Origin of the sequence: Pseudoxanthomonas taiwanensis, assembly GCF_010093135.1 — a bacterium.
GTDB lineage: Bacteria > Pseudomonadota > Gammaproteobacteria > Xanthomonadales > Xanthomonadaceae > Pseudoxanthomonas > Pseudoxanthomonas taiwanensis.
This window is the reverse complement of record NZ_PDWK01000037.1, coordinates 1-20,293: the sequence shown is the minus strand read 5'-3', so window position 1 is coordinate 20,293 and position 20,293 is coordinate 1. Positions and strand designations below refer to the sequence as shown.

Annotated in this window: 22 protein-coding genes; 7 read left to right on the top strand and 15 right to left on the bottom strand. The window is 72.7% G+C overall.

From position 1 onward, the window contains the following. The first annotated feature begins 39 nt into the window (after positions 1-39). The gene (locus CR938_RS08620; RefSeq protein WP_162124624.1) at positions 40-1,002 is read left to right on the top strand and encodes a LysR family transcriptional regulator; all 963 of its coding nucleotides are present in this window, start codon (positions 40-42) and stop codon (positions 1,000-1,002) included. A gap of 16 nt (positions 1,003-1,018) precedes the next feature. Here the strand turns inward: CR938_RS08620 and CR938_RS08615 are convergent, their stop codons facing one another. The 8 genes from CR938_RS08615 to oleC all read right to left on the bottom strand — a co-directional run bounded on the left by CR938_RS08615 (position 1,019) and on the right by oleC (position 8,195). Continuing rightward, positions 1,019-1,645 carry a lysophospholipid acyltransferase family protein gene (locus tag CR938_RS08615; protein WP_162124623.1) on the bottom strand — a complete coding sequence of 209 codons (627 nt, stop codon included), beginning with the start codon at positions 1,643-1,645 and terminating at the stop codon, positions 1,019-1,021. A gap of 4 nt (positions 1,646-1,649) precedes the next feature. Then, positions 1,650-2,081: an alternative ribosome rescue aminoacyl-tRNA hydrolase ArfB gene (gene arfB, locus CR938_RS08610; protein ID WP_162124622.1), complete on the bottom strand. Its 432-nt coding sequence runs from the start codon at positions 2,079-2,081 to the stop codon at positions 1,650-1,652. Positions 2,082-2,116: 35 nt separating this feature from the next. Further along, entirely contained in the window at positions 2,117-2,821 is a 705-nt protein-coding gene (locus tag CR938_RS08605; protein ID WP_162124621.1) for a pseudouridine synthase, read from the bottom strand. A gap of 86 nt (positions 2,822-2,907) precedes the next feature. Beyond that, a complete protein-coding gene (gene ubiB, locus CR938_RS08600) occupies positions 2,908-4,569 on the bottom strand; it encodes a ubiquinone biosynthesis regulatory protein kinase UbiB (protein WP_162124620.1) in 1,662 nt (553 codons plus the stop codon). Continuing rightward, positions 4,566-5,198, bottom strand: a complete 633-nt coding sequence (locus CR938_RS08595) for a ubiquinone biosynthesis accessory factor UbiJ (RefSeq protein WP_162124619.1) — start codon at positions 5,196-5,198, stop codon at positions 4,566-4,568. Before CR938_RS08595 ends, ubiB begins: the two co-directional genes overlap by 4 nt. Before the next feature lie 90 nt (positions 5,199-5,288). Next, complete coding sequence (locus tag CR938_RS08590) at positions 5,289-5,447, bottom strand: DUF1328 domain-containing protein (protein WP_013533819.1); 159 nt, start codon at positions 5,445-5,447, stop codon at positions 5,289-5,291. 64 nt (positions 5,448-5,511) lie between these two features. After that, on the bottom strand, positions 5,512-6,519 hold the full coding sequence (oleD, locus tag CR938_RS08585) for a 2-alkyl-3-oxoalkanoate reductase (protein WP_162124618.1): 1,008 nt from the start codon (positions 6,517-6,519) through the stop codon (positions 5,512-5,514). Then, positions 6,516-8,195: an olefin beta-lactone synthetase gene (gene oleC / locus CR938_RS08580; RefSeq protein ID WP_162124617.1), complete on the bottom strand. Its 1,680-nt coding sequence runs from the start codon at positions 8,193-8,195 to the stop codon at positions 6,516-6,518. The genes oleD and oleC overlap by 4 nt, the downstream gene beginning before the upstream one ends. Positions 8,196-8,296: 101 nt before the next feature. Between oleC and CR938_RS08575 the strand changes: the two genes are divergently transcribed. Further along, positions 8,297-8,725, top strand: a complete 429-nt coding sequence (locus CR938_RS08575) for a YkgJ family cysteine cluster protein (RefSeq protein WP_162124616.1) — start codon at positions 8,297-8,299, stop codon at positions 8,723-8,725. A 107-nt stretch (positions 8,726-8,832) separates the two neighbouring features. Here CR938_RS08575 and CR938_RS08570 read toward each other — a convergent pair whose 3' ends face one another. Next, on the bottom strand, positions 8,833-9,741 hold the full coding sequence (locus tag CR938_RS08570; RefSeq protein ID WP_162124615.1) for an alpha/beta fold hydrolase: 909 nt from the start codon (positions 9,739-9,741) through the stop codon (positions 8,833-8,835). Between the two features lie 116 nt (positions 9,742-9,857). On the opposite strand from CR938_RS08570, the gene CR938_RS08565 reads away from it, so the two are divergent. Further along, the gene (locus tag CR938_RS08565; protein WP_162124614.1) at positions 9,858-10,595 is read left to right on the top strand and encodes an SDR family NAD(P)-dependent oxidoreductase; all 738 of its coding nucleotides are present in this window, start codon (positions 9,858-9,860) and stop codon (positions 10,593-10,595) included. An 87-nt stretch (positions 10,596-10,682) separates the two neighbouring features. On the opposite strand, the gene CR938_RS08560 is transcribed toward CR938_RS08565, so the two are convergent. From CR938_RS08560 to CR938_RS08550, 3 genes are all read right to left on the bottom strand, one after another. Beyond that, positions 10,683-11,699: a 3-oxoacyl-ACP synthase III gene (locus CR938_RS08560; protein WP_162124613.1), complete on the bottom strand. Its 1,017-nt coding sequence runs from the start codon at positions 11,697-11,699 to the stop codon at positions 10,683-10,685. A 94-nt stretch (positions 11,700-11,793) separates the two neighbouring features. Next, positions 11,794-12,114 (bottom strand): DUF4156 domain-containing protein, encoded by a 321-nt coding sequence (locus CR938_RS08555; protein WP_162124612.1) that lies wholly within the window; start codon positions 12,112-12,114, stop codon positions 11,794-11,796. A gap of 121 nt (positions 12,115-12,235) precedes the next feature. Continuing rightward, positions 12,236-15,085: a M16 family metallopeptidase gene (locus tag CR938_RS08550; protein WP_162124611.1), complete on the bottom strand. Its 2,850-nt coding sequence runs from the start codon at positions 15,083-15,085 to the stop codon at positions 12,236-12,238. A 97-nt stretch (positions 15,086-15,182) separates the two neighbouring features. Here CR938_RS08550 and CR938_RS08545 point away from each other — a divergent pair, with 97 nt between their 5' ends. From CR938_RS08545 to CR938_RS08530, 4 genes are all read left to right on the top strand, one after another. Then, the gene (locus CR938_RS08545; protein WP_162124610.1) at positions 15,183-15,890 is read left to right on the top strand and encodes an SDR family oxidoreductase; all 708 of its coding nucleotides are present in this window, start codon (positions 15,183-15,185) and stop codon (positions 15,888-15,890) included. Positions 15,891-16,124: 234 nt separating this feature from the next. Then, positions 16,125-16,526 carry a hypothetical protein gene (locus CR938_RS08540; protein WP_162124609.1) on the top strand — a complete coding sequence of 134 codons (402 nt, stop codon included), beginning with the start codon at positions 16,125-16,127 and terminating at the stop codon, positions 16,524-16,526. A gap of 72 nt (positions 16,527-16,598) precedes the next feature. Further along, a complete protein-coding gene (locus CR938_RS08535) occupies positions 16,599-17,075 on the top strand; it encodes a tRNA (cytidine(34)-2'-O)-methyltransferase (RefSeq protein WP_162124608.1) in 477 nt (158 codons plus the stop codon). 179 nt (positions 17,076-17,254) lie between these two features. Beyond that, a complete protein-coding gene (locus tag CR938_RS08530; protein WP_162124607.1) occupies positions 17,255-17,812 on the top strand; it encodes an OmpO family porin in 558 nt (185 codons plus the stop codon). A gap of 200 nt (positions 17,813-18,012) precedes the next feature. Here the strand turns inward: CR938_RS08530 and CR938_RS08525 are convergent, their stop codons facing one another. From CR938_RS08525 to CR938_RS08515, 3 genes are all read right to left on the bottom strand, one after another. Then, positions 18,013-19,038 carry an NAD(P)H-dependent glycerol-3-phosphate dehydrogenase gene (locus CR938_RS08525; RefSeq protein ID WP_162124606.1) on the bottom strand — a complete coding sequence of 342 codons (1,026 nt, stop codon included), beginning with the start codon at positions 19,036-19,038 and terminating at the stop codon, positions 18,013-18,015. Between the two features lie 17 nt (positions 19,039-19,055). Continuing rightward, a complete protein-coding gene (gene secB, locus CR938_RS08520) occupies positions 19,056-19,586 on the bottom strand; it encodes a protein-export chaperone SecB (RefSeq protein WP_162124605.1) in 531 nt (176 codons plus the stop codon). 87 nt (positions 19,587-19,673) lie between these two features. Beyond that, the gene (locus tag CR938_RS08515) at positions 19,674-20,093 is read right to left on the bottom strand and encodes a rhodanese-like domain-containing protein (protein ID WP_162124629.1); all 420 of its coding nucleotides are present in this window, start codon (positions 20,091-20,093) and stop codon (positions 19,674-19,676) included. Positions 20,094-20,293: the final 200 nt, after the last annotated feature.

The following is a 20,293-nucleotide window of genomic DNA, read 5'->3' as shown; positions in this document are numbered from 1 at the left end:
TGATACATAAGTTGAACTCATACCCAGCTGCAACCACCCGTGGCACCGCACACAAGTCCGCGTTTTTCCTACAAATCCGACCGTCTCAAGCCGCTGCGGGCGTTCTGCCAGACGGTCCGCCTGGGCTCGGTTTCGCGCGCCGCCCACGCCCTGTTCGTCAGCCAGCCGGCCATCACCCTGCAGCTGCAGGCTCTGGAACGCGAGCTGGGCGTGCGGCTGCTGGAACGCACCGGCCGGCGCCTGACCCCGACCCGGGAAGGGGAGCTGCTGTATGAGATGGCACAGCCTCTGGTGGAGCAGCTGGACGGCCTGGAGGCGGCCTTCCGCGACCGCCTGCGCGGCCTGGACGCCGGTGAGCTGCGCATCGCCGCCAACAGCTCGACCATCCTCTACCTGCTGCCGCGGATCGTGGAGCAGTTCCGCGCCCGCCACCCGGACGTGCGCCTGACCCTGCACAACGTGGTGACCGACGACGGCACCGAGATGCTGCGCGCCGACGCGGTGGACCTGGTGGTGGGCACCCTGGTGGACGTGCCGGCCGACCTCAGCTACGAGCCGGCCTACCGCTTCGAGCAGATGCTGATCACCCCGCCCGGGCACCCCCTGGCCGGCCAGCCGGAGCTGTCCCTGCACGACCTGGCCCCGCATCCGCTGATCCTGCCGCCGCAGCGCCAGGTGACCTGGCGGCTGGTGGACCTGGTCCTGCAGCAGAACCGGGTGCCCTACACGGTGGCGCTGGAGGTCAGTGGCTGGGACGTGATCAAGCAGTACGTGGCCATGGGCATGGGCATCTCCATCGTGCCCTCGATCTGCCTGACCGAGGCCGACCACGGCCGCCTGGCGGCGCGCTCGCTGGCCGCCTTCTTCCCGGCCCGCACCTACGGCGTGGTGGTGCGCAAGGGCCGCCTGCTGTCACCGCAGGCACGCGCCTTCGTGGCGCTGATCAAGCCGGACCTGCTCGCCCCGCGCGAGTACGACGAGAGCGGCCACTCGGAGCGCTGAACGCCCCGCCCGGCCTTCAGCCGGCGGCGGTTTCCGGCGGCGGCAGGGTGCCGCGGTTCTTGCCCATCCATGGCCGGTACCAGGCGCGGATGGCCTCCATGTCGGCCTGCATGTCGCCGGTGGTGTGGAACAGCGGGCCGATGCCGATCACCTTCTCCGGGTAGTGGAAGTAGGTCATCAGCACCGGCACACCGGCCCCCTCGGCGATTTTCCAGAAGCCGGCCTTCCACTCCCTGACCGGGCTGCGCGTGCCCTCCGGGGCCAGCGCGAACCACATCCGCGGCGAGTTGCGGATCAGCTCCACCGCCTGCTCCACCACACCCTGCGGACGGCTGCGGTCCACCGGGATCACGCCCAGCCGCCGCAGCAGCGCCGACAGCGGCCACCAGAACAGCTGCGCCTTGCCCAGCACGCGGATCTCCACGCCCAGGGCGATCTTGGCCGCCATGCCCCACACCCCGTCCCAGTTGGAGGAGTGCGGCGCCACGATCAGCACCAGCTTGGGGATGTCGGGGAAGGTGCCGACCACACGCCAGCCGCCCAGGCACAGCACGGTGCGGCCGAGCCAGCGGGTGAAACGGTTGGGCCGCACCTGCGGCATGTTCGCCGGCGTGGCCGGCAGCAGCGGTTCGTGTCCTGCCATGCGTTCAGTCCCAGTCGCGGGTGCGGCGTTCGCGCTTGACCTGGCCGCGTCCGCGCTTCTCCTGCAGCCGGCGGCGACGGGAGGCCAAGGTCGGCCGGGTGGCGATGCGCCGCTTCGGCACGGCCAGGCCGGCGGCGATGAACGCCGCCAGGCGCTCGCGCGCGTCCTGCCGGTTGCGCTCCTGGGTGCGGAAGCGTTGCGCGTGGATCACCAGCACGCCCTCGTCGGTGACGCGGCGGTCGCGGCGTGCCAGCAGGCGCTCGCGCAACGCTTCCGGCAGCGCGGACGAGCCGGCGATGTCGAAGCGCAGCTCGACCGCGGTGGCCACCTTGTTGACGTTCTGCCCGCCGGCGCCGCTGGCGCGAACGAAGCGCTCGACGATCTCCGCTTCCGGGATCGCCAGGCCCGGGGTGATGGAGAGGGCGTCGGCAGGCATGCCCGGATTGTACGTGTGCGGCGGCGCCCGGCGCGTCAGGACGCCGCCCCCGGCAGGCGCCAGCCCAGCAGCTCCAGCGCCCGGGCGAACTCGCCGGCGGGCGGTGCCTCCACCTCCAGCTCCCGGCCCAGGTGCGGATGCGGGAAGCCCAGCTTCCAGGCGTGCAGCAGCATGCGGTGCACGCCCATCATGCGGAAATGGCGGTTGTGGCGGCCGTCGCCGTGGCTGGTGTCGCCGATCAGGTGGTGGGAGACGTGCTTGAGGTGGCGGCGGATCTGGCGGAAGCGCCCGGTCACCGGCTCGCACTCCAGCAGCGCATAGCGCGAGGTCGGAAAGCCGGCCGAGGGCAAGGGCAGTTCGGCGATGGCCAGGCAGCGGAAGCGGGTCAGCGCCGGCTTCCTCTCCGGCTTGCCGGGGCCGCCGTCGAGCGGGTGGTCCACTTCGAAGGCCTCCTCCGGCCAGCCGCGGCACACCGCCAGGTAGCGCTTGCGCAGGCGCCGCTCCATCACCGCCCGGCCCAGGGCGCTGGCGGTGTCGCGGTCGAAGGCCAGCAGCAGGCAGCCCGAGGTGGCCCGGTCCAGGCGGTGCACCAGGTGCACCGGGCGGCCGAACTGCGCGCGCAGGCGGTCGCGGGCGAAGTCGGTCTCGCCGCCGGCCATCGCACTCTCGTGCACCATCAGCCCGGCCGGCTTGTCCACCACCGCCAGCCACTGGTCCTCGTACAGCACGGGCAACCGCATGCCTGCTCCTGCAATCGATGCCGCCTGCGCGGCATCCGGGAAATTCGACGCGCCGGCGGGCGGGGCGGCGCCCGCGCCCGCCGGATTCACTGCCGCCGCGGCAGCGCGGCCCACACCGCCCCCAGCCCGCCCAGGCCGGCGATCCAGGCCGAGGCCGGCCCGGCCAGCGGGCGCGCCCCGCCGGCGTCCAGCGCGTACAGCACCGCCGCCACCAGCAGCAGGCCGCTGCCGAGGATGGCCGCCACCCAGCGCCGCTGCATCGCCCGCAGCGGGCGCGCCAGCTCGGCCAGGTCGGCCGACTGCACCGCCACCGCGTGGCGGCCCTGCACCTGCTGCTCCAGCCAGGCGTGCAGCAGGCGCGGCATGTCCGGGGCGCGGGTCATCAGCTCCGGCAGGCGCCCGCGGAACTCGCGCAGCAGCCGGCGCGGGCTGTAGCGCTCGCGCAGGATTCTCTCCAGCACCGGCCGGGCCACCGCCCAGATGTCCAGGCGCGGGTCCAGCTGCCGGCCCAGGCCCTCGATGTTGAGCAGGGTCTTCTGCAGCAGGATCAGCTGCGGCTGCAGGGTCAGCTCGTAGCGCTGGGCGGTGCGGAACAGCTTGGCCAGCACCTCTGCCAGGGAGATCTCGCTCAGCGGGCGGGTGAAGTACGGCTCGCACACCGCGCGCGCGGCCGCCTCCAGCTCGTCAATGCGCACGCTGGCCGGCATCCAGCCGGCCTCCACGTGCAGCTCGGCGATGCGCCGGTAGTCGCGGTTGAAGATGGCCATGAAGTTCTCGGCCAGGTAGTACTGGTCCCGGGCCGAGAGCTGGCCGACGATGCCGTAGTCCAGCACCACGAAACGCGGGTCGTGGCGCCGCGCCGGATCCTCGTCCACCCAGATGTTGCCGGCGTGGGCATCGGCGTGGAAGAAGTTGTCGCGGAACACCTGGGTGTAGAACACCCGCACGCCCTTGGCCGCCAGCACACGCCGGTCGATGCCGGCCGCGTCCAGCGCCGCGATGTCGTCCGAAGGGATGCCGCGCACCCGCTCCATGGTCAGCGCGCGCTCGGAGGTGTGGGTCCAGATCACCTCCGGCACGTACAGGTCCGGCGAGTCCTGCCACAGCCGGCGCATCACGCTGGCGTTGGCACCCTCGCGCTGCAGGTCCAGCTCCGCGGCCAGGGTGGACTCGATCTCGGCCACCACCTCGTGCGGGCGGATGCGGTGGGCGCGCGGATGGGTGCGCTCGACCAGCGCCGCCAGCGAGCGCAGCAGGGCGATGTCGGCGGCGATCTGCGCCTCGATGCCCGGGCGCAGCACCTTGACCACCACCTCGCGGCCATCGTGCAGGCGCGCGGCGTGCACCTGCGCGATCGAGGCCGAGGCCAGCGGTACGGTGTCGAAGCCGGCAAAGGCCTCGGCGATCGGCCGGCCCAGCGCCTGCTCGACGATGGCGCGCGCGGCGTCGCCGTCGAACGGCGCCACCTGGTCCTGCAGCAGGGCCAGCTCCCCGGCGATGTCCGCCGGCACCAGGTCGCGGCGGGGGGAGAGGATCTGCCCGAACTTGACGAAGATCGGCCCCAGTTCCTGCAGCGCCAGGCGCAGGCGCGCCCCGCGCGGCCGCGCGGCCACGTCGGCTGCCGCGCGCGGCACGAACGGCCGGCCCAAGCGCAGCCAGCGCTCGACCGGGGTGCCGTCGAGCAGTTCGTCCAGGCGGTAGCGGATCAGCACCCGGCCGATCCGCCAGGCGCGCAGCGCGGCCCTCATGGCACGGGCTCCGCCGCCACGCGCAGCCGCGCCACGCGCGCGGCCAGGCGCTCGACATCGTCGCGCAGGGCGTCCACGTCGTCGCAGAAGGCGCCCAGTTCCTCGCCGCCGACCACGTCGCGCGATTCCTCGACCAGGAACTCGGCGCCGGCCTCGGCCAGGCGGCGGCCGGTGTGGCGCACCTCGCGCAGGGCCGCGGCGGCCGCGCGCGCCAGCTGCACGCCCGCCACCTCGCCGAAGGCCTCGACGAACGGTTGCTGCCAGTCCGGGGAGAAGCGCGAGGCCAGCTTCTGCAGCTGCTGCGCCAGCGCGGCGTCCCCGGACACGTGCAGGCGCCCCTGCGGACGCGTGCGCGCCCTGGCCAGGAAGGGCAGCTGGCCGAGCAGGCCGCCGACCGTGCCGCGCACGGCCAGGTCGGCCTCGCGCAGCGGCGGTCCGACCTGCAGGTAGCCGCCGTGCACGCCGATCTCCAGCGCCAGCGGCGGCGATTCCAGGGCCAGGGCGATGCGCCGCCCGTCCAGCGCGGACAGGGCATCGCGGGTATCCGGATCCAGGGCCACCGCCCGGTTCAACGCCGCTTCCAGGGCGCGTCCGGCCAACGGCTTGAGGGCATCGAAGGGGGTGGGCATGCGCGGCATTCTAACCGGCCGGCGCATGCCACCGGAGCGGCGATGGGGCACCGGGCGACGCGGCGGCAGCCTGCCGCGCGCCGGACCGGGTCAGACCCTGCGGCCGCGCAGCAGCGAGATCGCGCCCAGGACCAGGAACACGACGAACAGGATCCAGGCGATGTTGGTGGCGGCGCCGGCGATGCCGCTGAAACCCAGCAGCGCGGCGATCACGGCGATGACGAAGAAGACGACGGCGTAATGGAGCACGGGGGGCGTTTCCGGTGATGCCACGGCGGGCGTTGGCCGGATGTTGCGCCCCCGGCGGTCGGCGTCAGGTGACGGCCGCCCCGCCCTGCCAGGCCGCGCGCAGCCGCTCCAGCCCCCCGGCGATGGACACGCGCGGCACGTAGCCCAAGTCACGCCGCGCCGGTTCCATGCTGTACCAGTGCGGCGTGCACAGCTGCTCGGCGAGGAAGCGGGTCATCGGCGGCTCGCCGGGCAGGCGCAGCAGCGGCCACAGCCGTTCGGCCACCGCGCCGATGCGGTAGGCGGTCCTGAAGGAGATGCTGCGTGTGACCGGCGGCGCGCCGGCGGCGGCCAGCAGGCGGTTGAGCAGCTCGCGCATCGGCAGCGGCTCGCCGTTGGAGATGAAATAGGCCTTGCCGGCGCAGGGCGCGCCCGGGGCCAGGTGCTCGAGCGCGTCAAAGTGCGCCTGCGCGGCGTTGTCGATGTAGGTGGTGTCCACCAGGTTCTCGCCGCTGCCGACGATGCGCAGGCGCCCGGCGCGGGCGCGCTCGACCAGGCGCGGCAGCAGGTTGGCGTCGCCCGGGCCCCAGATCAGGCGCGGGCGCAGCGCCATCACCGCCAGCTCCGGGCCGTTGGCCGCCAGCGCCTCCTGCTCGGCCATGGCCTTGGTGGCCGGATAGGCAGCCAGGAAGCCCTCGCCGTAGGGCACCTGGTCCGCGCCCAGGCCTTCCACCGGCTGGGTGGCGCGGTGGGTGACGCTGGGCGTGGAGGTGTAGACCAGCCGGCGCACGCCATGCGCACGGCAGGCCTCGACCACGTTGCGGGTGCCGACCACGTTGGCCTGGAAGTAGCTGTCCCAGCTGCCCCAGGCGCCGGCCTTGGCGGCGTTGTGGATCACCGCGTCCATGCCGGCCACCGCGTGCATCACTGCATTGCGGTCGGCCAGGTCGCCGCGCACCTGGCCCACGCCCATGGCCGCCAGCGCCGGCGAATGGCTGCGCTGGAAGCTCACCACCTCGTGCCCGCGCTCGCGCAGGCCGCGGCACAGGGCCTGGCCGAGGAAGCCGCCGCCGCCGGTCACCAGGATCTTCATGCCTTGCCTCCCTTGCCGCGCGCGGCCAGCTGCGCCGCCGCCCACCCGGCCAGCTTCTCGCGGCCGATCTTGGCGTTGTGGCGGATGTCCACCGGGAAGCGCGGATGGCGCAGGATCACCTGCACGCGCGCGGTGTGTGCATGGCGCGCGCCGAGCTGGCGCAGCGCGGCCTCGATGCGGGGAAATTCGCCCTCGTCCACGCCCTCGGCCAGCTCCACGCACAGCACCGGCAGCTGGCTGCCGATGGCGCCCACGCCCACCAGCGCGGTGCGGCGCACCTGGGGATGGACGTTGAACACCGGCTCCACCTGCTCGGTGTAGAGCGGTCCGTCGGCCGCCTCCACGCGCTGGGACTTGCGCCCGCAGAACCACAGCCGGCCCGCGGCGTCGAAGTAACCCACATCGCCCATGCGGTGGACGGTGCGCTCGCTGCCGTCGGCCAGCACCTCGCGGATCTTGGCCGCGCGGGTGGCCGCCTCCCGGTTGTAGTAGGCGTCGGTGGCGGTGGGACCGGCCACGGTGATCTCGCCCACCTGCCCCGGCGGCAGCTCGCGCACGCCGGACCAGTCGGCGATGGGCTCGTCGGTGATGGCGATGATGCGCACCTGGTTGGGCGGCACCGGCCGGCCCACGCAGGTACCGGCGCCGGCCTCGGTGGCCGCGCGCGTGTCCTGCAGCTCGCGACCCTCGATCACCGCCACCGGCAGGCACTCGGTGGCCCCGTACGGCGTCCAGAACTGGGCATCCGGCGGCAGCAGCGCGCGGATCTTCTCCACCACCTCCGGCGGCACCGGGGCACCGGCGGAGGTGGCACGGCGCACCGTCGGCAGCGGCCTGCCGTACTCGGCCAGCACCCGCATCAGCGCCGGCGAGCCGAACAGCTGGGTCACGCCGAAGCGGGCGATGGCGTCGTGCAGGCGGCGCGGGTCGGCCTCGGCCGGGCGGGTCGGGTCCATGTCCGGGATCACCGAGGTCAGGCCCAGCGCCGGGGCGAACAGGGCGAAGGGCGGGAAGGTCGGCAGGTCCCCGCCGCCGGCCTCGATGCCGAAGGCCCGGCGCATCAGCTCGATCTGTGCCACGAAATGGCGGGGCCGGTACACCACGCCCTTGGGCACGCCGGTGGAGCCGGAGGTGAAGGCGATGGCCGCCACCGCGGCCGGCGCGGTGTCGGCCAGCTGCGGCCCGGCACCGGCGCCGGCGCGCTCGATCGCCTCCAGGGGGGGGCCACCCCAGCCCCAGCGCCGGCCCACGGTCACCAGCTTCCTGGCCGAGCGCGCCCAGCCCAGCAGCAGGCGCGCCACGTGCGCCAGCGGGATGCCGACGAAGGCCTCCGGCTCGGCCTCCTCCAGGCACTGGCGCAGCGCGCGGCGGTCGATGCCCGGGTCCACCAGCACCGGCACCGCGCCGGCCTTGAACAGGGCGAACATCAGCAGGAAGAACTCCGGCGAGGGCCGCACCATGACCACGGTGCGCACGCCGCGGCCGATGCCGTAACGCACCAGGCCGGCGGCGATGGCATCGCTGCGCGTGTCCAGGGCGCGGTAGTCCAGGACCACGTCGTAGGGCGCCAGGCCATCGCCGCGGCGGCGGCCGGGGCAGCGGATGGCGGGCTGGTCGGGGCGTTCGGCGGCCAGCCGCGGCAGCGCGGCGGCGATGTTGCAGGGCGTGGCGGTCATCGCCCTATTGTCGCCTCTGCCGCGGCATCTTGCGCGCCCGTGGCGGCCGTGGAAAATTCCGCGCCTTCGTGTCCACTGCCGCCGCGCAAGGCCCGGTCCCCATGCATCCCTGCCTGACCTGTGGTGCCTGCTGTACCCAGTACCGCGTCGCCTTCCACTGGATGGAGTCGGACGAGGTCAGCGAAGGCGGGGTTCCGGCGGAGCTGACCCAGCGCCTGGACGCGCACCGGCTGTGCATGCAGGGCACCTACGCCCCGCCGATCCGCTGCGTGGCCCTGGACGCGGACATCGGCCGCTACTCGCGCTGCACCATCCACCCGCGCCGGCCCTCGGTATGCCGCGAGGTGGACGCCTCGTGGGAGTTCGGCGCACCCAGCTCGCAGTGCGACCGCGCCCGCATCGCCCACGGCCTGGCCCCGCTCACCCCCGCCGACTGGCGCTGGCGCGACCCGGCCGGCAACGACGACGACCGGCCCGACGACAACGGCAACAGCCCCTCCTCGCCGCCGGCCCCGCCGATCGCGGCCTGAACCCATGCGTGCCCCGCTTCCCGCCGGGGAAGGCCGGGGCCGGGGACGGGCCGGATCCCGGCGCGGGAATGCCGCCGATGCCGGCCCCCTGTCAACGGGGGGATGGTTTACAGGGGATGGGCGTCGAGGAAGGCGCGGATGGCCGGCACCAGCACCTCGTGCTTGTCCTCCAGCACGTAGTGGCCGGCGTCCTCGAAGGCGTGCACTTCCGCGCCCGGCAGGTCGGCGCGGAAGCGCTCCAGGAACAGGTGGTCGAACACGAAGTCCTTCAGGCCCCAGCCGATGAAGGCCGGGCGGTCGGCGAAGGACGGCAGGGCCTTGCCGGCCGCCTCCAGCAGCGGCCAGGCGCGGTCGCCCGGCCCCAGCGGGATGTCCTGCATGAAGCGCACGGTGGCGATGCGGTTGCGCCAGGAGTCGTACGGGGCCACGTAGGCGCGGCGCACCTCCGGCGGCATCGGCCGCTCCACGCCCAGCCAGGCGGCGCCGGCGGCGAAGGCGTTGAACAGGCGGATCACCAGCTCGCCGACGAAGTAGTCGCGGCCCAGCGCGATCTGCCAGGGCATGGCCTTGCCCGCCGGCATCGGGAAGGCGGCGGTGTTGAGGAGCACCAGGCGCCGCACCCGGGCGGCGTGCTCCAGCGCCCAGCCGAAGCCGATCATGCCGCCCCAGTCGTGCACGGCCAGGGTCACCGGGGTGTCACCGCCCACGCCGGCGTGGCGCAGCAGCGCCGCCAGGTCCTCCACCCGCGACTGCAGGGTGTAGTCGTAGCGCGGCGAGGCGGTGGGACGGTCGTCCGGCTTGTCGGACAGGCCCATGCCCACGTGGTCGGGCACGATCACCCGGTAGCGGTCGCGCAGGCCCAGCACCAGGTGGCGCCAGTAGTAGCTCCAGGATGGATTGCCGTGCAGGGCGACCACCACCTCGCCGTCGCGCGGGCCCTCGTCCAGGTAGGACTGGGTGATGCCGGGACGGGGCTGGAAGCGGACGGGGGTGAACGGATAATCGGGAAGGTTCATCCTGCAATTGTAGAGGCGCCGCGGCCGCCACGGCCGTGGCGCGCTTGCGCCGGATCAATGCGGCCCCGGGCCCCTGCCGGGGATGCTGGTCCGGTCTTTCCCCGGGAGGAACCCGCATGAGCACTGCACTGCAAGGCAAGATCGCCCTGGTCACCGGCGGCGCGCGCGGCATCGGCGCGGCCATCGTCCGCCGCCTGCACGCCGACGGCGCGCGCGTGGTGGTCACCGACCTGCTCGAGGCCGAGGGCCAGGCCTTGGCCGCGGCGCTGGGCGAAGACGGCCTGTTCCTGAAGCACGACGTGTCCTCGGACGCGGACTGGGCCAGGGTGGTGGCCGCCACCCTGGAGCGCTTCGGCCGCCTGGACATCCTGGTCAACAACGCCGGCATCTACCATCCCGGCCGCATCGAGGACGGTCCGCTGGACCAGGTGCAGCGCCAGTTCCTGGTCAACCAGTTCGGCACCTACCTGGGCATGCGCCACGCCGCCGCCCCGATGCGCGCTGCCGGCGGCGGCGCCATCGTCAACATCAGCTCCATCGCCGGCCAGGTCGGCTTCCCCGGCGCGGCCGCCTACGTGGGCAGCAAGTGGGCGGTGCGCGGCATGACCAAGACCGCGGCCATCGAGCTGGCCCCGGACCACATCCGGGTCAACTCGGTGCATCCGGGCTTCATCGACACCCCGATGCTGGAGAACAACCCGCCGGAGACCAACCAGGCCGGCATCGAGGCCACCCCGCTCAAGCGCCTGGGCAAGCCGGAGGAGATCGCCGCGGCGGTGGCCTGGCTGTGCGGGCCGGACGCGGCCTTCGTCACCGGCTCGGAAGTGACCGTGGACGGCGGCTGGACCCTGTAGGGCGGCCAACACGCGGGGAAACCCGCGCAAAGGAAAGGGCCGGTCGCGACCGGCCCTTTCCTGTTTCCCGGGAATCCGGGGGGTGGATTACCACTCCACCTCGGCCATCGAGCAGTTCAGGCCCGAGCCGATGCCCAGCAGGGCGATGCGGTCGCCCTTCTTCAGGCGGCCCAGCTCCTTGAGCTTGCTCAGCACGATGGGCACCGAGGCCGGGCCGATGTTGCCGTGCTCGCCGAAGATCGTCATGACCTTCTTCGGGTCCACGCCCAGCGACTTGATGAAAGCCTGGGTGTGCGGGCGGCTGACCTGGTGGATCACGAACTGGTCCAGCTCGTCCACCGCCCAGCCCAAGGCCTGCTTGGCCACGGCGAAGGTGCGGGTGGCCAGCTTGATACCCTCGATCAGCAGGGTGCGGGTATCGGTGACCATGCGGTCCAGGTTGCCACGGCACAGCTGGTTGAAGGCGGTGGCCGAACGGGTCACGCCGCCCTTGTAGCGCGGCGCGTCCGGATGCAGCTCGCGTCGGGCTAGGACCATGGCCGCGGCGCCGCAGCCCAGGGTCAGGGCGGCCAGTTCGTCGCGGAACTGCTCTTCGGTCACGTCCGGCGAGGTCATGCGCTCCAGGGTCTTCTCGTAGACCAGGTTGGCGGTCTCGCCGTCCACCACCAGGGCGTAGTCGATCTCGCCGTGCTCGAGCATGCGCGCGGCGATGTCCATGCCGTTGATGAAGGCCAGGCAGGCGTTGGCCACGTCGAAGGTCATGCACTCCTCGGACACGCCCAGGTTGCCCGAGACGATCGAGGCGGTGGACGGCTCCAGGTAGTCCCGGCTGACCGAGGTGTTGACCAGCAGGCCGATCTTCTCCACGCCGATGCCGGCGTCCTCCAGCGCCTTGCGCGCGGCCAGGGTGGCCACGTCGGACGCCTGCACCCCGTCGTCCCACAGGCGGCGCGCATGCACGCCGGCGATGTCGCCGAGCACGTCCGCACGGATGCCCAGACGCTGCAGCGTCGGCTTCAGCCGCTCGTTGATTTCCTCCGAGGTCAGGGTGTGGGGCGCGTCGATGTGCGCCAGCCCCACGATGGAGACGTTCTTGAAAAGCATGACGGTGCGCCGCCGGAAGTGGCGAAAGGGGCGACAATTCTAGCGGTTGCCGGACCTTGCCGCATCCTCAGCCACTGCCGGGGCCGCCCGCGGTTCAGGGGCAGCGCCAGGCGGCGAAGCGCTGGCTGCCGCCGACCGGCTCGGCCAGCGGCTGGACGGCGTTGGCGCCCACGCCCGGGGCCTCGTTGCGGGCCAGGGTCTCCAGCTCGTCACGAACCTTAACCGGGTTGCGGCGGTAGAAGCCCACGGCGTGCTTCACCGACACCTCCACCTCGCCCTGCTTGGTGCAGCCGGCCGGCGCCGCGCCCGCCGGCAGCACCCGCACGGCCTTGGCCTGCGGCTGAATCGGCACCCAGGTGCAGGCGGACAGGGACAGGGCCAGGACGGACAGCAGGGACAGGCGACGCAACGGCATGGGAGCTTCCTCGGGATCACGGTCCGGCGCGGGATGAGTGCCGGACGGGGCGATCCAGCGTAGCCGCCGCGGCCGGGGCCGGGAAGTGCCGCGGCGGCGCCGGCCGCCGCGGCCACGGACCTCAGCGGACGGGCCTGCCGTCGGCGTCGATGATCCGCACCTCGCCCAGGTTCAGCTCGCGCACCGGGGCCTCGACCTGCTTCAGGTCGCCGACCACCACCCACACCAGCCTGTCCGGGTCCAGGGCGGCGGCGGCGGCCTTGACCTGGTCCACGTTCAGCGCCTCGATCTGCGCCTTGCGCCGGAACACCCAGTCGTCCGGGCGGTCGTAGCGGACCATGCCGCTGATGGTGCCGAGCACGGCGCGGCCGGTCTCGTAGGCACCCGGCAGGCTGCGGATCTCGGTGGCCTGGATCTTGGCCACCTCGGCCGGGGTCGGCGGCGCCTCGCCGCGGGCGTACTGCCGGATCTCCCGGTCCAGCTCCTTGAGCGCGTCTGCGGTGCGGTCGATCTGCACCGGCGCGAAGGCGATCCACGGGCGCGGGCCCAGGGCGTCGGAGGTGAAGCTGTAGGCGCCGTAGGCCCAGTGCTTGTCCTCGCGCAGGTTCATGTTCAGGCGTGAGGAGAACTCGCCACCCAGCACCGCGTTGGCGAAGTCGAAGCGGATCGCCTCCGGGTCGCGGGTCGAGGGCACCACCTGGCCGGCCAGGATGGTGGCCTGCACCGCGCCGGGCTGGTCGATCAGGTAGACCTGCGCCTTGCCCGGCCGCGGCACCGCCGGCACGTCCTTGCCGGAGGCCGGCGCCAGGGTCTCGGCCTTCCAGTCGCCGAAGTGCTTCTCCAGCAGCGGCACCACCTCGTCCAGGGTGGTGTCGCCGACCACGATCAGGGTGGCGCCGTCCGGACGGATCCACTGGCGGTGGAACTGCACCAGGTCGTCGCGGGTGAGCGAGGCGATGGACTCCTCGGTGCCGGTGCCGCTGAACGGGATGGCGTAGGGGTGGCCCTTGCCGTAGAGCAGCGGCGGCAGCACGCGCAGGGCCACGCCGTTCGGGCGGGCCTTCTCCTGGGCGATGCCGGAGATCCAGGTGGCGCGCACGCGTTCGATCTCCTTCTGGTCGAAGCGCGGCCGGCGCAGCATGTCGGCGAACAGGCCCAGCGAGGCGTCCAGGTTCTCCTTCAGTGCCGACAGGTAGGCCGAGGCGTGGTCCAGCGAGGCGCCGGCGCCGAGGCTGGCACCCAGCGACTCGGCGCGGTTGGCGAAGGCCAGCGCGTCCAGTTCGCCGGCACCCTCGTCGAGCATGCCCAGGGTGAAGCTGGAGGTGCCCAGCTTGCGGCCCAGGTCGGCTGCGAAGCCGGCGCCCCTGAACTCGTAGCTGAACTGCACCACCGGCACCGAATCGCGGCGGGCCAGGATCACCGTGGTGCCGTTGCTGAGCGTGGCCCGCTCCAGCGCCGGGAACTTGAGGTCCGGGAAGCTGTCGGGCATGGGCACGCCGCGGCTGCGGTCCACGTCGGTGGCCACGGTCCTGAACTTCGGGTCCGGCTTGGGCAGCACGAACGGCCTGGGCGTGGGCGAGGGCTCCTCCGGCAGGACGGTGCGCTCGCCCGGCTCCACCACCAGGGTGTGCGAGCCTTCGCCCAGCCAGGTGGCGGCGGTCTGCTTCAGCGCCGCCGGCGTGGCCTGGGCGATCACCTGCAGGCTGTCGCGGAAGCAGCCGGGGTTGCCGGTGTAGACCGCGCACTCGGCCAGCGCGTCGGCCTTGCCGCCGAAGCCGCCGATGCGCTCGATGCCGCGCACGAAGCGGGACTTGAACACGGTCTTGGCCTGCTCCAGCTCCTCCGCGGTCGGGCCCTCGGCCAGCAGCCTGCGCAGCTCCTCCTCGATGATGGCCTCGACCTTCTCCGGCTCCACGCCTGCCTTGACGTCGGCGGTGATGTAGAAGCTGGAGGCCAGCTCGAACGGCAGCACGTAGGCACTGACCCGGTCGGCCAGCTTGTCCTCGAACACCAGGCGGCGGTCCAGGCGCGAGCTCTTGCTGCCGCCGAGCACCTGCGCCAGCAGGTCCAGCCGTTCCAGGTCGGCGTCGCCGTAGGGCGCCACGCTCCAGACGCGGTACACGCGCGCCTGCGGCACCTTGTCGGTCATGGTGGCGCGGGTGGTCTGGCGCTTCACCGGGCCGGCCTTGACCCGCGGCATGGTCGGGCCGGCGGGGATGTGGCCGAAATAGCGGGTGACCTTCTCCCTGGCGGTGGCCACATCGATGTCGCCGGCCAGCACCAGCACCGCGTTGTTCGGGCCGTACCAGGCGCGGAACCACTGGTGCACGTCCTCCAGCGAGGCCGCGTTGAGATCGTTCATCGAACCGATCGTGCTGTGGTGGTACGGGTGGTCCTTCGGGTACAGCGCGCGGTAGATCTCGTCGTCGGCCTGGCCGTAGGGCTGGTTCTCGCCCTGGCGCTTCTCGTTCTGGACCACGCCGCGCTGCTCGTCCAGCACCTTCTGGTCGATCGCGCCGAGCAGGTGGCCCATGCGGTCGGACTCCATCCACAGCGCCAGGTCCAGCGCGGTGGTGGGCACGTTCTGGAAGTAGTTGGTGCGGTCCAGCCAGGTCGTGCCGTTCATGTCGGTGGCACCGACCAGCTCGAACGGCCCGAAGTACTCGCCGCGGTGGTTCTCCGAGCCGTTGAACATCAGGTGCTCGAACAGGTGCGCGAAGCCGCTGCGCCCGGCCGGCTCGTCCTTGCTGCCCACGTGGTACCACAGGTTGACCGCCACAATAGGCGCCTTGCGGTCGGTGTGCACGATCACCCGCAGCCCGTTGGGCAGGGTGAACTCCTCGTAGGGGATGCTGACCTCGGTGCCGGCGGCCTGCTCGGCAGCCTGCAGCGGCACCGGCCCGGCGATGCCGGACGCGGCGGCGATGGCCAGGGCAAGGATGGCCGTACGTGGCCCGCGGGATACCTTCATGGCATGGACTCCTTGGTCCTTGGTGGGACCGCCGATCCTAAACAGCGGGGCGCGCCATTACACTAGGCCATAGGCCACGCCGCAGCCGGAGGCGCCCATGTCCAGCCGCCACTGCCTGGTGACCGGAGCCAACCGCGGGCTCGGGCTGGCCTTCGTCCGCGGCCTGCTGGCACGCGGCGACCGGGTGGTGGCCGCCTGCCGCCACCCCGGCAGGGCCACCGAGCTCAACCGCCTGGCCGGCCTGCATCCGGGACGTCTGCACGTGCTGCCGCTGGACGTGACACTGGCCCGCAGCCGCGACGAGCTGGCGCGCGAACTGGCCCTGGTGCTGGACGGCGCCGGCCTGGACCTGCTGCTCAACAACGCCGGCGTGCTGCGCGGCGGCGAGCGTTTCGGCCAGGTGGCCGAGGCCGACCTGGAGCAGAGCCTGCGCACCAACGCCATCGGCCCGTTCCTGCTGGTGCAGGCGCTGGCGCCGCTGCTGGCCGACGGCCGCGCGGTGGTGGCCAACCTGTCCTCGGAGATCGGCTCGATCGCCGGCCGCCACGAGTTCCGCACGCCCAGCTACGCCATCGGCAAGGCCGCGCAGAACATGGGCACGGTGCTGCTGGCCCGCGCCCTGGCCGGGCGCGGCATCCGTGTGGTGGCCCTGCACCCGGGCTGGGTGCACACCGACATGGGCGGCCCCGCCGCTCCGCTGGACCCGGACGAGGCCGCCACGGCGCTGCTGCGGGTGATCGACCGGCTGGGCCCGGACGACAGCGGCCGCTTCCTCGACGGACAGGGCCGGACGCTGCCCTGGTAGCCGGCGGACGTCCGCGGCCGCCCGCGGACACCCCCGGCCACGCCAAGCCTTTTTCAATCAATGGCTTGTGTCTGGCACACGGCTTGCGGTGCCGTGTTTGGCGCCAGCTCTGACCGGAGCATTGCTGAACAAATGCTGAAGGCCATGGTGCCCGGCGCGGATTTTCCTTGCGTCGGCTGATTAGGTGTTTTAGTCTACTACCACACCACTGATCACGGACACCGGAGCACTGCCATGAACGCCAAGTCCCTTCCCGTCGCGCTGGCCCTGTCGCTCTCGGCCGCGCTGTCCCTGAACGCCCACGCCGAAGCCCCGCGCGTGGACCACATCGTCGACCTGCCGGCCGTCACCGTCCGTCCCGACGCCGCCCTGCGCGCCGAGCTGGCCGCCACTGCCGCCCCGCGTGTGGCCCACGTCGTCGACCTGCCGGCGGTGACCGTCCGCCCCGACGCCGCCCTGCGCGCCGAGCTGGCCGCCCGCGCCGCCCGCGAGCGCGTGGCCCTGGCCGCCGCCCGCCTGGACGCCACGGAGCAGCTGGCCGAGCGCGCCGCGATCCTGGCCCGCGCCCACGCCCAGGCCCTGGCGACCAGCCTGGCCGACAACCTGGCCGTCCAGGCCCGCGGCCTGATCCCATAAGTCCCGTTGCCGCCGGCCGCCACACGGCCGGTGCAACGGGGGCGCCGCAGAGCGCGCCGCTAGAATTGCGCGATGGCCGCCCCCGTCTTCGACGTCCTGCTCTACCAGCCCGAGATCCCGCCCAACACGGGCAACGTGATCCGGCTGTGCGCCAACACCGGGGCGCGCCTGCACCTGATCGAGCCGCTCGGCTTCTCGATGGAGGACAAGCAGCTGCGGCGCGCCGGCCTGGACTACCACGAGTACGCCCGCGTGCAGGTGCACGCCAGCCTTGAGACTGCCCTGGCGGCGATCCGCCCGGCCCGGCTGTTCGCCCTGAGCACCCGTGGCCAGGTCCGCCACGACCAGCCCCGCTACGCCGACGGCGACGCCTTCCTGTTCGGCCCGGAGAGCCGCGGCCTGCCGGAGGAGGCGCTGGCCCGGGTGCCCGCGGAGCGGCGCCTGCGCCTGCCCATGCGCCCGGGCAACCGCAGCCTCAACCTGTCCAACGCGGTGGCGGTGGTGGTGTTCGAGGCCTGGCGGCAGCACGGCTTCGCCGGCGGCAGCTGAGGCCACCGGCCCGTGAGGCGGCGGGCGCGGAAAAGTTCCCGGCCGGGGCGGGCAATTCATGTACTGGTAAGTTTGGTATTCAGGTCGCGTTCCTCGCGGATGCGAATAATCCGTTACGCCGGTTGCGGCGCAGCGTTCGCGGCACCGGCCCTCACAACAAGAGACAGCGAGTGTCCCCCATGAAGAAGAATTCCCTGCTGGCCCTGGCCCTCCTGACCGCCCTGCCGTTCGCCGCGAGCGCGGCCGAGGGCGTGTCCTACAACTACGTCCAGGGCGGCTATGCCGCCACCAACACCGACGGCGCCGACGCCGACGGTTTCGGCGTGGACGGCTCGGTGGCCATCGCCCCGAACTTCCACCTGTTCGCCGGCTACAGCAACCAGGAGATCGACCACTCGCCGGTCGACTTCGACCAGTACCGCATCGGCGTGGGCTACAACCGTGAGATCGCCCCGGCCGCCGACCTGGTCACCCGCGTGGCCTACGAGAAGTTCGACGCCGGCCGCGGCTTCGACTACGACGGCTGGAGCGTCGAGGTCGGTCTGCGCGGTTCGCTGCACCCGGCCTTCGAGGGCTACCTGATGGCCGGCTACGAGGACGGCGACGACTACGACGGCGAGTTCTACGGCCGCGTCGGCGCGTTGGCCAAGTTCAACGCCAACTGGGGCGTGGCCGCCGACGTGAAGTTCGTCGACGGCGACACCCAGTGGTTCGTCGGCCCGCGCTTCACCTGGTAAGCGCGAAGCGTTCGCGGGAAGCGGCTCCCTCTCTCTCCCCCACTTCCCGCAACACCTGGCGCGTCCCCTCCCCTTCCGCGCCAGCCCCCTGGAGCCCGGCCCCGTGCCGGGCTCCTTTTTTGCCCGCGGAAGACCGCCGGCGCCGGGACGGCCGCGGGCACGGCGCCGCCTGCCCGGCAGGGCGGCGGCGCGGCTCCGTTTCAGCGGAACAGGGCTTCGGGGTATTCGGGTTTCTGTTCGCGGGCCAGCAGCTGACGCAGCCCGTCCTCGGGGGTGATGCGGCCGTGCAGCACGGCCTGCACGCCGGCGGAGATCGGCAGCTCCACGCCGTGGCGCGCGGCCAGGCGCATGACCTCATCGACGGTCTGCACCGACTCGACCACCTGGCCGATCTCGGCAATGGCCTGGTCCATCGCCTGGCCGCGGCCCAGGGCCAGGCCCAGGCGCCGGTTGCGCGACAGGTCGCCGGTGCAGGTCAGCACCAGGTCGCCCAGGCCGGCCAGGCCCATCAGGGTCTCCGGGCGGGCGCCGATGGCGGCGGCCAGGCGCAGCATCTCGTTCAGGCCGCGGGTGATCAGGCCGGCGCGGGCGTTCAGGCCCAGCTGCATGCCGTCGGCCACGCCGGTGGCCACGGCCAGTACGTTCTTCATCGCCCCGCCCAGCTCGGCGCCGACCATGTCGTTGCCGGTATAGGCACGGAAGGCCGGCCCGTGCAGGGCATCGGCCACGGCCTGGGCGAAACCGGGGTCGCGGCCGTGCACGGTCACCGCGGTGGGCAGGCCGAGGGCCACCTCCTTGGCGAACGAGGGGCCGGTGACCACTGCCAGCGGCACGTCCGGGCCGAGCAGGTCCTCGGCCACCTCGTGCAGGAAGCGGCCCGAACCCGGCTCGAAGCCCTTGGTCGCCCAGGCCACGCCGGCGCCGGCCGGCAGCAGCGGGGCCACCGCGCGCAGGGTGCCGGTGAAGGCGTGCGAGGGCACCACCACCAGGACCCAGTGGCAGCCGCGCACCGCGGCCGCCAGGTCGGTGGTGGCGCGCAGGCCGGCCGGCAGCTCGATGCCGGGCAGGTAGCGGGGGTTGTGGTGGTCGCGGTCGATCGCCGCGACCACCTCGGGATCACGGCCCCAGAGCGTGGTGGGGTGGCCGTGGCGCGCGGTCAGCGCGGCCAGGGCCGTTCCCCACGACCCGGCACCGAGGACCGCCAGGGTCTGCAGCGCGGCAGCCATCAGGCCGGGCGGTCGTCTCAGGCGTTGCCCGCGGCCGGGGCGTCGGCGCCGGCCTCGGCGGAGGCGGCCGCCTGCTGCTGGCGCTGGCGCAGGGTCTCGGCGTACAGCGCGTCGAAGTTGATCGGCTGCAGCAGGAACGGCGGGAAGCCGCCGGCCTGGATCAGGTCGCTGACCAGCTGGCGGGCGTACGGGAACAGGATGTGCGGGCACTGGGTGCCGAGCAGCACGTCGATCGCCTGCGGCTGCAGGCCGACCATGGCGAAGGCGCCGGCCTGGTCGACCTCGACCACGTAGGCGGTCTTCTCACCGACCTTACAGGTCAGGGTCACGCGCAGGGACACCTCGAACAGGTTCTCGTTCAGCCGCTGCACGCGCTGGTTCAGGTTGAGCTGCAGGTCCGGCTGGCCGCCCTCGCTGAAGATGGCCGGCGAGTTCGGGGACTCGAAGGAAACGTCCTTGACGTAGATCTTCTCGACGCTGAAGACGGGGCCCGCGGCTTCCTGCGGGGCGGCGGGGGCGGCAGCGCCGTTGGTGGTTTCGTCGGACATTTCGCAGCTCCAGAAATAAGGTTGTGTGGATCGACCCGGCCACCGCCGGCCGGACAGGAAAGGGCGATTATGGCACGTGCGGCCGGATCAGGCCCGGCCCTTGACCAGCGGCAGCCCGGCGGCCTGCCAGGCGGCGATGCCGCCCTCCAGCCAGTACACCTGCTCGAAGCCGGCCTTCCTCAGCCGGCGCGCGGCGGCGGCCGAGGCCATGCCGGTGCGGCACACCAGCACCACCGGCGACTGCTTCCTGCCGGCCAGCAGCTTGCCCTCCGGGTCGAACTGGCTGGGGATCACGTTGCGGCTGCCGGCGATGTGGCCCTTCTCGAAGTCGGCGATGGCCGACAGGTCCACCACCAGCGCGTCGGCCCGGTTGATCAGCAGCGGCAGCTCGGCGGCCTTGACCGCCTTGTAGCCGCGCAGCAGGCGCGCGATCTCGGTGTAGATGATGGCGAGGGTGAGGCCGACCAGCGCCAGCGACAGGATCGGGTGGCGGCCGGCGAAGGCCATCAGGGAATCGAGGTTCACGGCATCGGTTCGGTGTTGCGGGGGCGCGATTGTCGCACAGGCCCGCCGGACCTAGGGAAGGTCTGAACAACCCGCTCTGCCGCCCGGATTGCGGCATCGTGGCGCCGGCCTGGCGTCGCTTTCGAGCCGGATTTCGCCCGTGCAGGGCGGTTTTTGGCGGGTTTCCCCGCCTTACGGACGCA

Excerpts from the sequence above, each read along its gene's own strand:
- CR938_RS08615 (WP_162124623.1), bottom strand. The coding sequence starts at position 1,645 with ATGGCAGGACACGAACCGCTGCTGCCGGCCACGCCGGCGAACATGCCG.
- arfB (WP_162124622.1), bottom strand. The coding sequence starts at position 2,081 with ATGCCTGCCGACGCCCTCTCCATCACCCCGGGCCTGGCGATCCCGGAA.
- CR938_RS08605 (WP_162124621.1), bottom strand. The coding sequence starts at position 2,821 with ATGCGGTTGCCCGTGCTGTACGAGGACCAGTGGCTGGCGGTGGTGGAC.
- ubiB (WP_162124620.1), bottom strand. The coding sequence starts at position 4,569 with ATGAGGGCCGCGCTGCGCGCCTGGCGGATCGGCCGGGTGCTGATCCGC.
- CR938_RS08595 (WP_162124619.1), bottom strand. The coding sequence starts at position 5,198 with ATGCCCACCCCCTTCGATGCCCTCAAGCCGTTGGCCGGACGCGCCCTG.
- oleD (WP_162124618.1), bottom strand. The coding sequence starts at position 6,519 with ATGAAGATCCTGGTGACCGGCGGCGGCGGCTTCCTCGGCCAGGCCCTG.
- oleC (WP_162124617.1), bottom strand. The coding sequence starts at position 8,195 with ATGACCGCCACGCCCTGCAACATCGCCGCCGCGCTGCCGCGGCTGGCC.
- CR938_RS08575 (WP_162124616.1), top strand. The coding sequence starts at position 8,297 with ATGCATCCCTGCCTGACCTGTGGTGCCTGCTGTACCCAGTACCGCGTC.
- CR938_RS08570 (WP_162124615.1), bottom strand. The coding sequence starts at position 9,741 with ATGAACCTTCCCGATTATCCGTTCACCCCCGTCCGCTTCCAGCCCCGT.
- CR938_RS08565 (WP_162124614.1), top strand. The coding sequence starts at position 9,858 with ATGAGCACTGCACTGCAAGGCAAGATCGCCCTGGTCACCGGCGGCGCG.
- CR938_RS08560 (WP_162124613.1), bottom strand. The coding sequence starts at position 11,699 with ATGCTTTTCAAGAACGTCTCCATCGTGGGGCTGGCGCACATCGACGCG.
- CR938_RS08555 (WP_162124612.1), bottom strand. The coding sequence starts at position 12,114 with ATGCCGTTGCGTCGCCTGTCCCTGCTGTCCGTCCTGGCCCTGTCCCTG.
- CR938_RS08550 (WP_162124611.1), bottom strand. The coding sequence starts at position 15,085 with ATGAAGGTATCCCGCGGGCCACGTACGGCCATCCTTGCCCTGGCCATC.
- CR938_RS08545 (WP_162124610.1), top strand. The coding sequence starts at position 15,183 with ATGTCCAGCCGCCACTGCCTGGTGACCGGAGCCAACCGCGGGCTCGGG.
- CR938_RS08540 (WP_162124609.1), top strand. The coding sequence starts at position 16,125 with ATGAACGCCAAGTCCCTTCCCGTCGCGCTGGCCCTGTCGCTCTCGGCC.
- CR938_RS08535 (WP_162124608.1), top strand. The coding sequence starts at position 16,599 with ATGGCCGCCCCCGTCTTCGACGTCCTGCTCTACCAGCCCGAGATCCCG.
- CR938_RS08530 (WP_162124607.1), top strand. The coding sequence starts at position 17,255 with ATGAAGAAGAATTCCCTGCTGGCCCTGGCCCTCCTGACCGCCCTGCCG.
- CR938_RS08525 (WP_162124606.1), bottom strand. The coding sequence starts at position 19,038 with ATGGCTGCCGCGCTGCAGACCCTGGCGGTCCTCGGTGCCGGGTCGTGG.
- secB (WP_162124605.1), bottom strand. The coding sequence starts at position 19,586 with ATGTCCGACGAAACCACCAACGGCGCTGCCGCCCCCGCCGCCCCGCAG.
- CR938_RS08515 (WP_162124629.1), bottom strand. The coding sequence starts at position 20,093 with ATGGCCTTCGCCGGCCGCCACCCGATCCTGTCGCTGGCGCTGGTCGGC.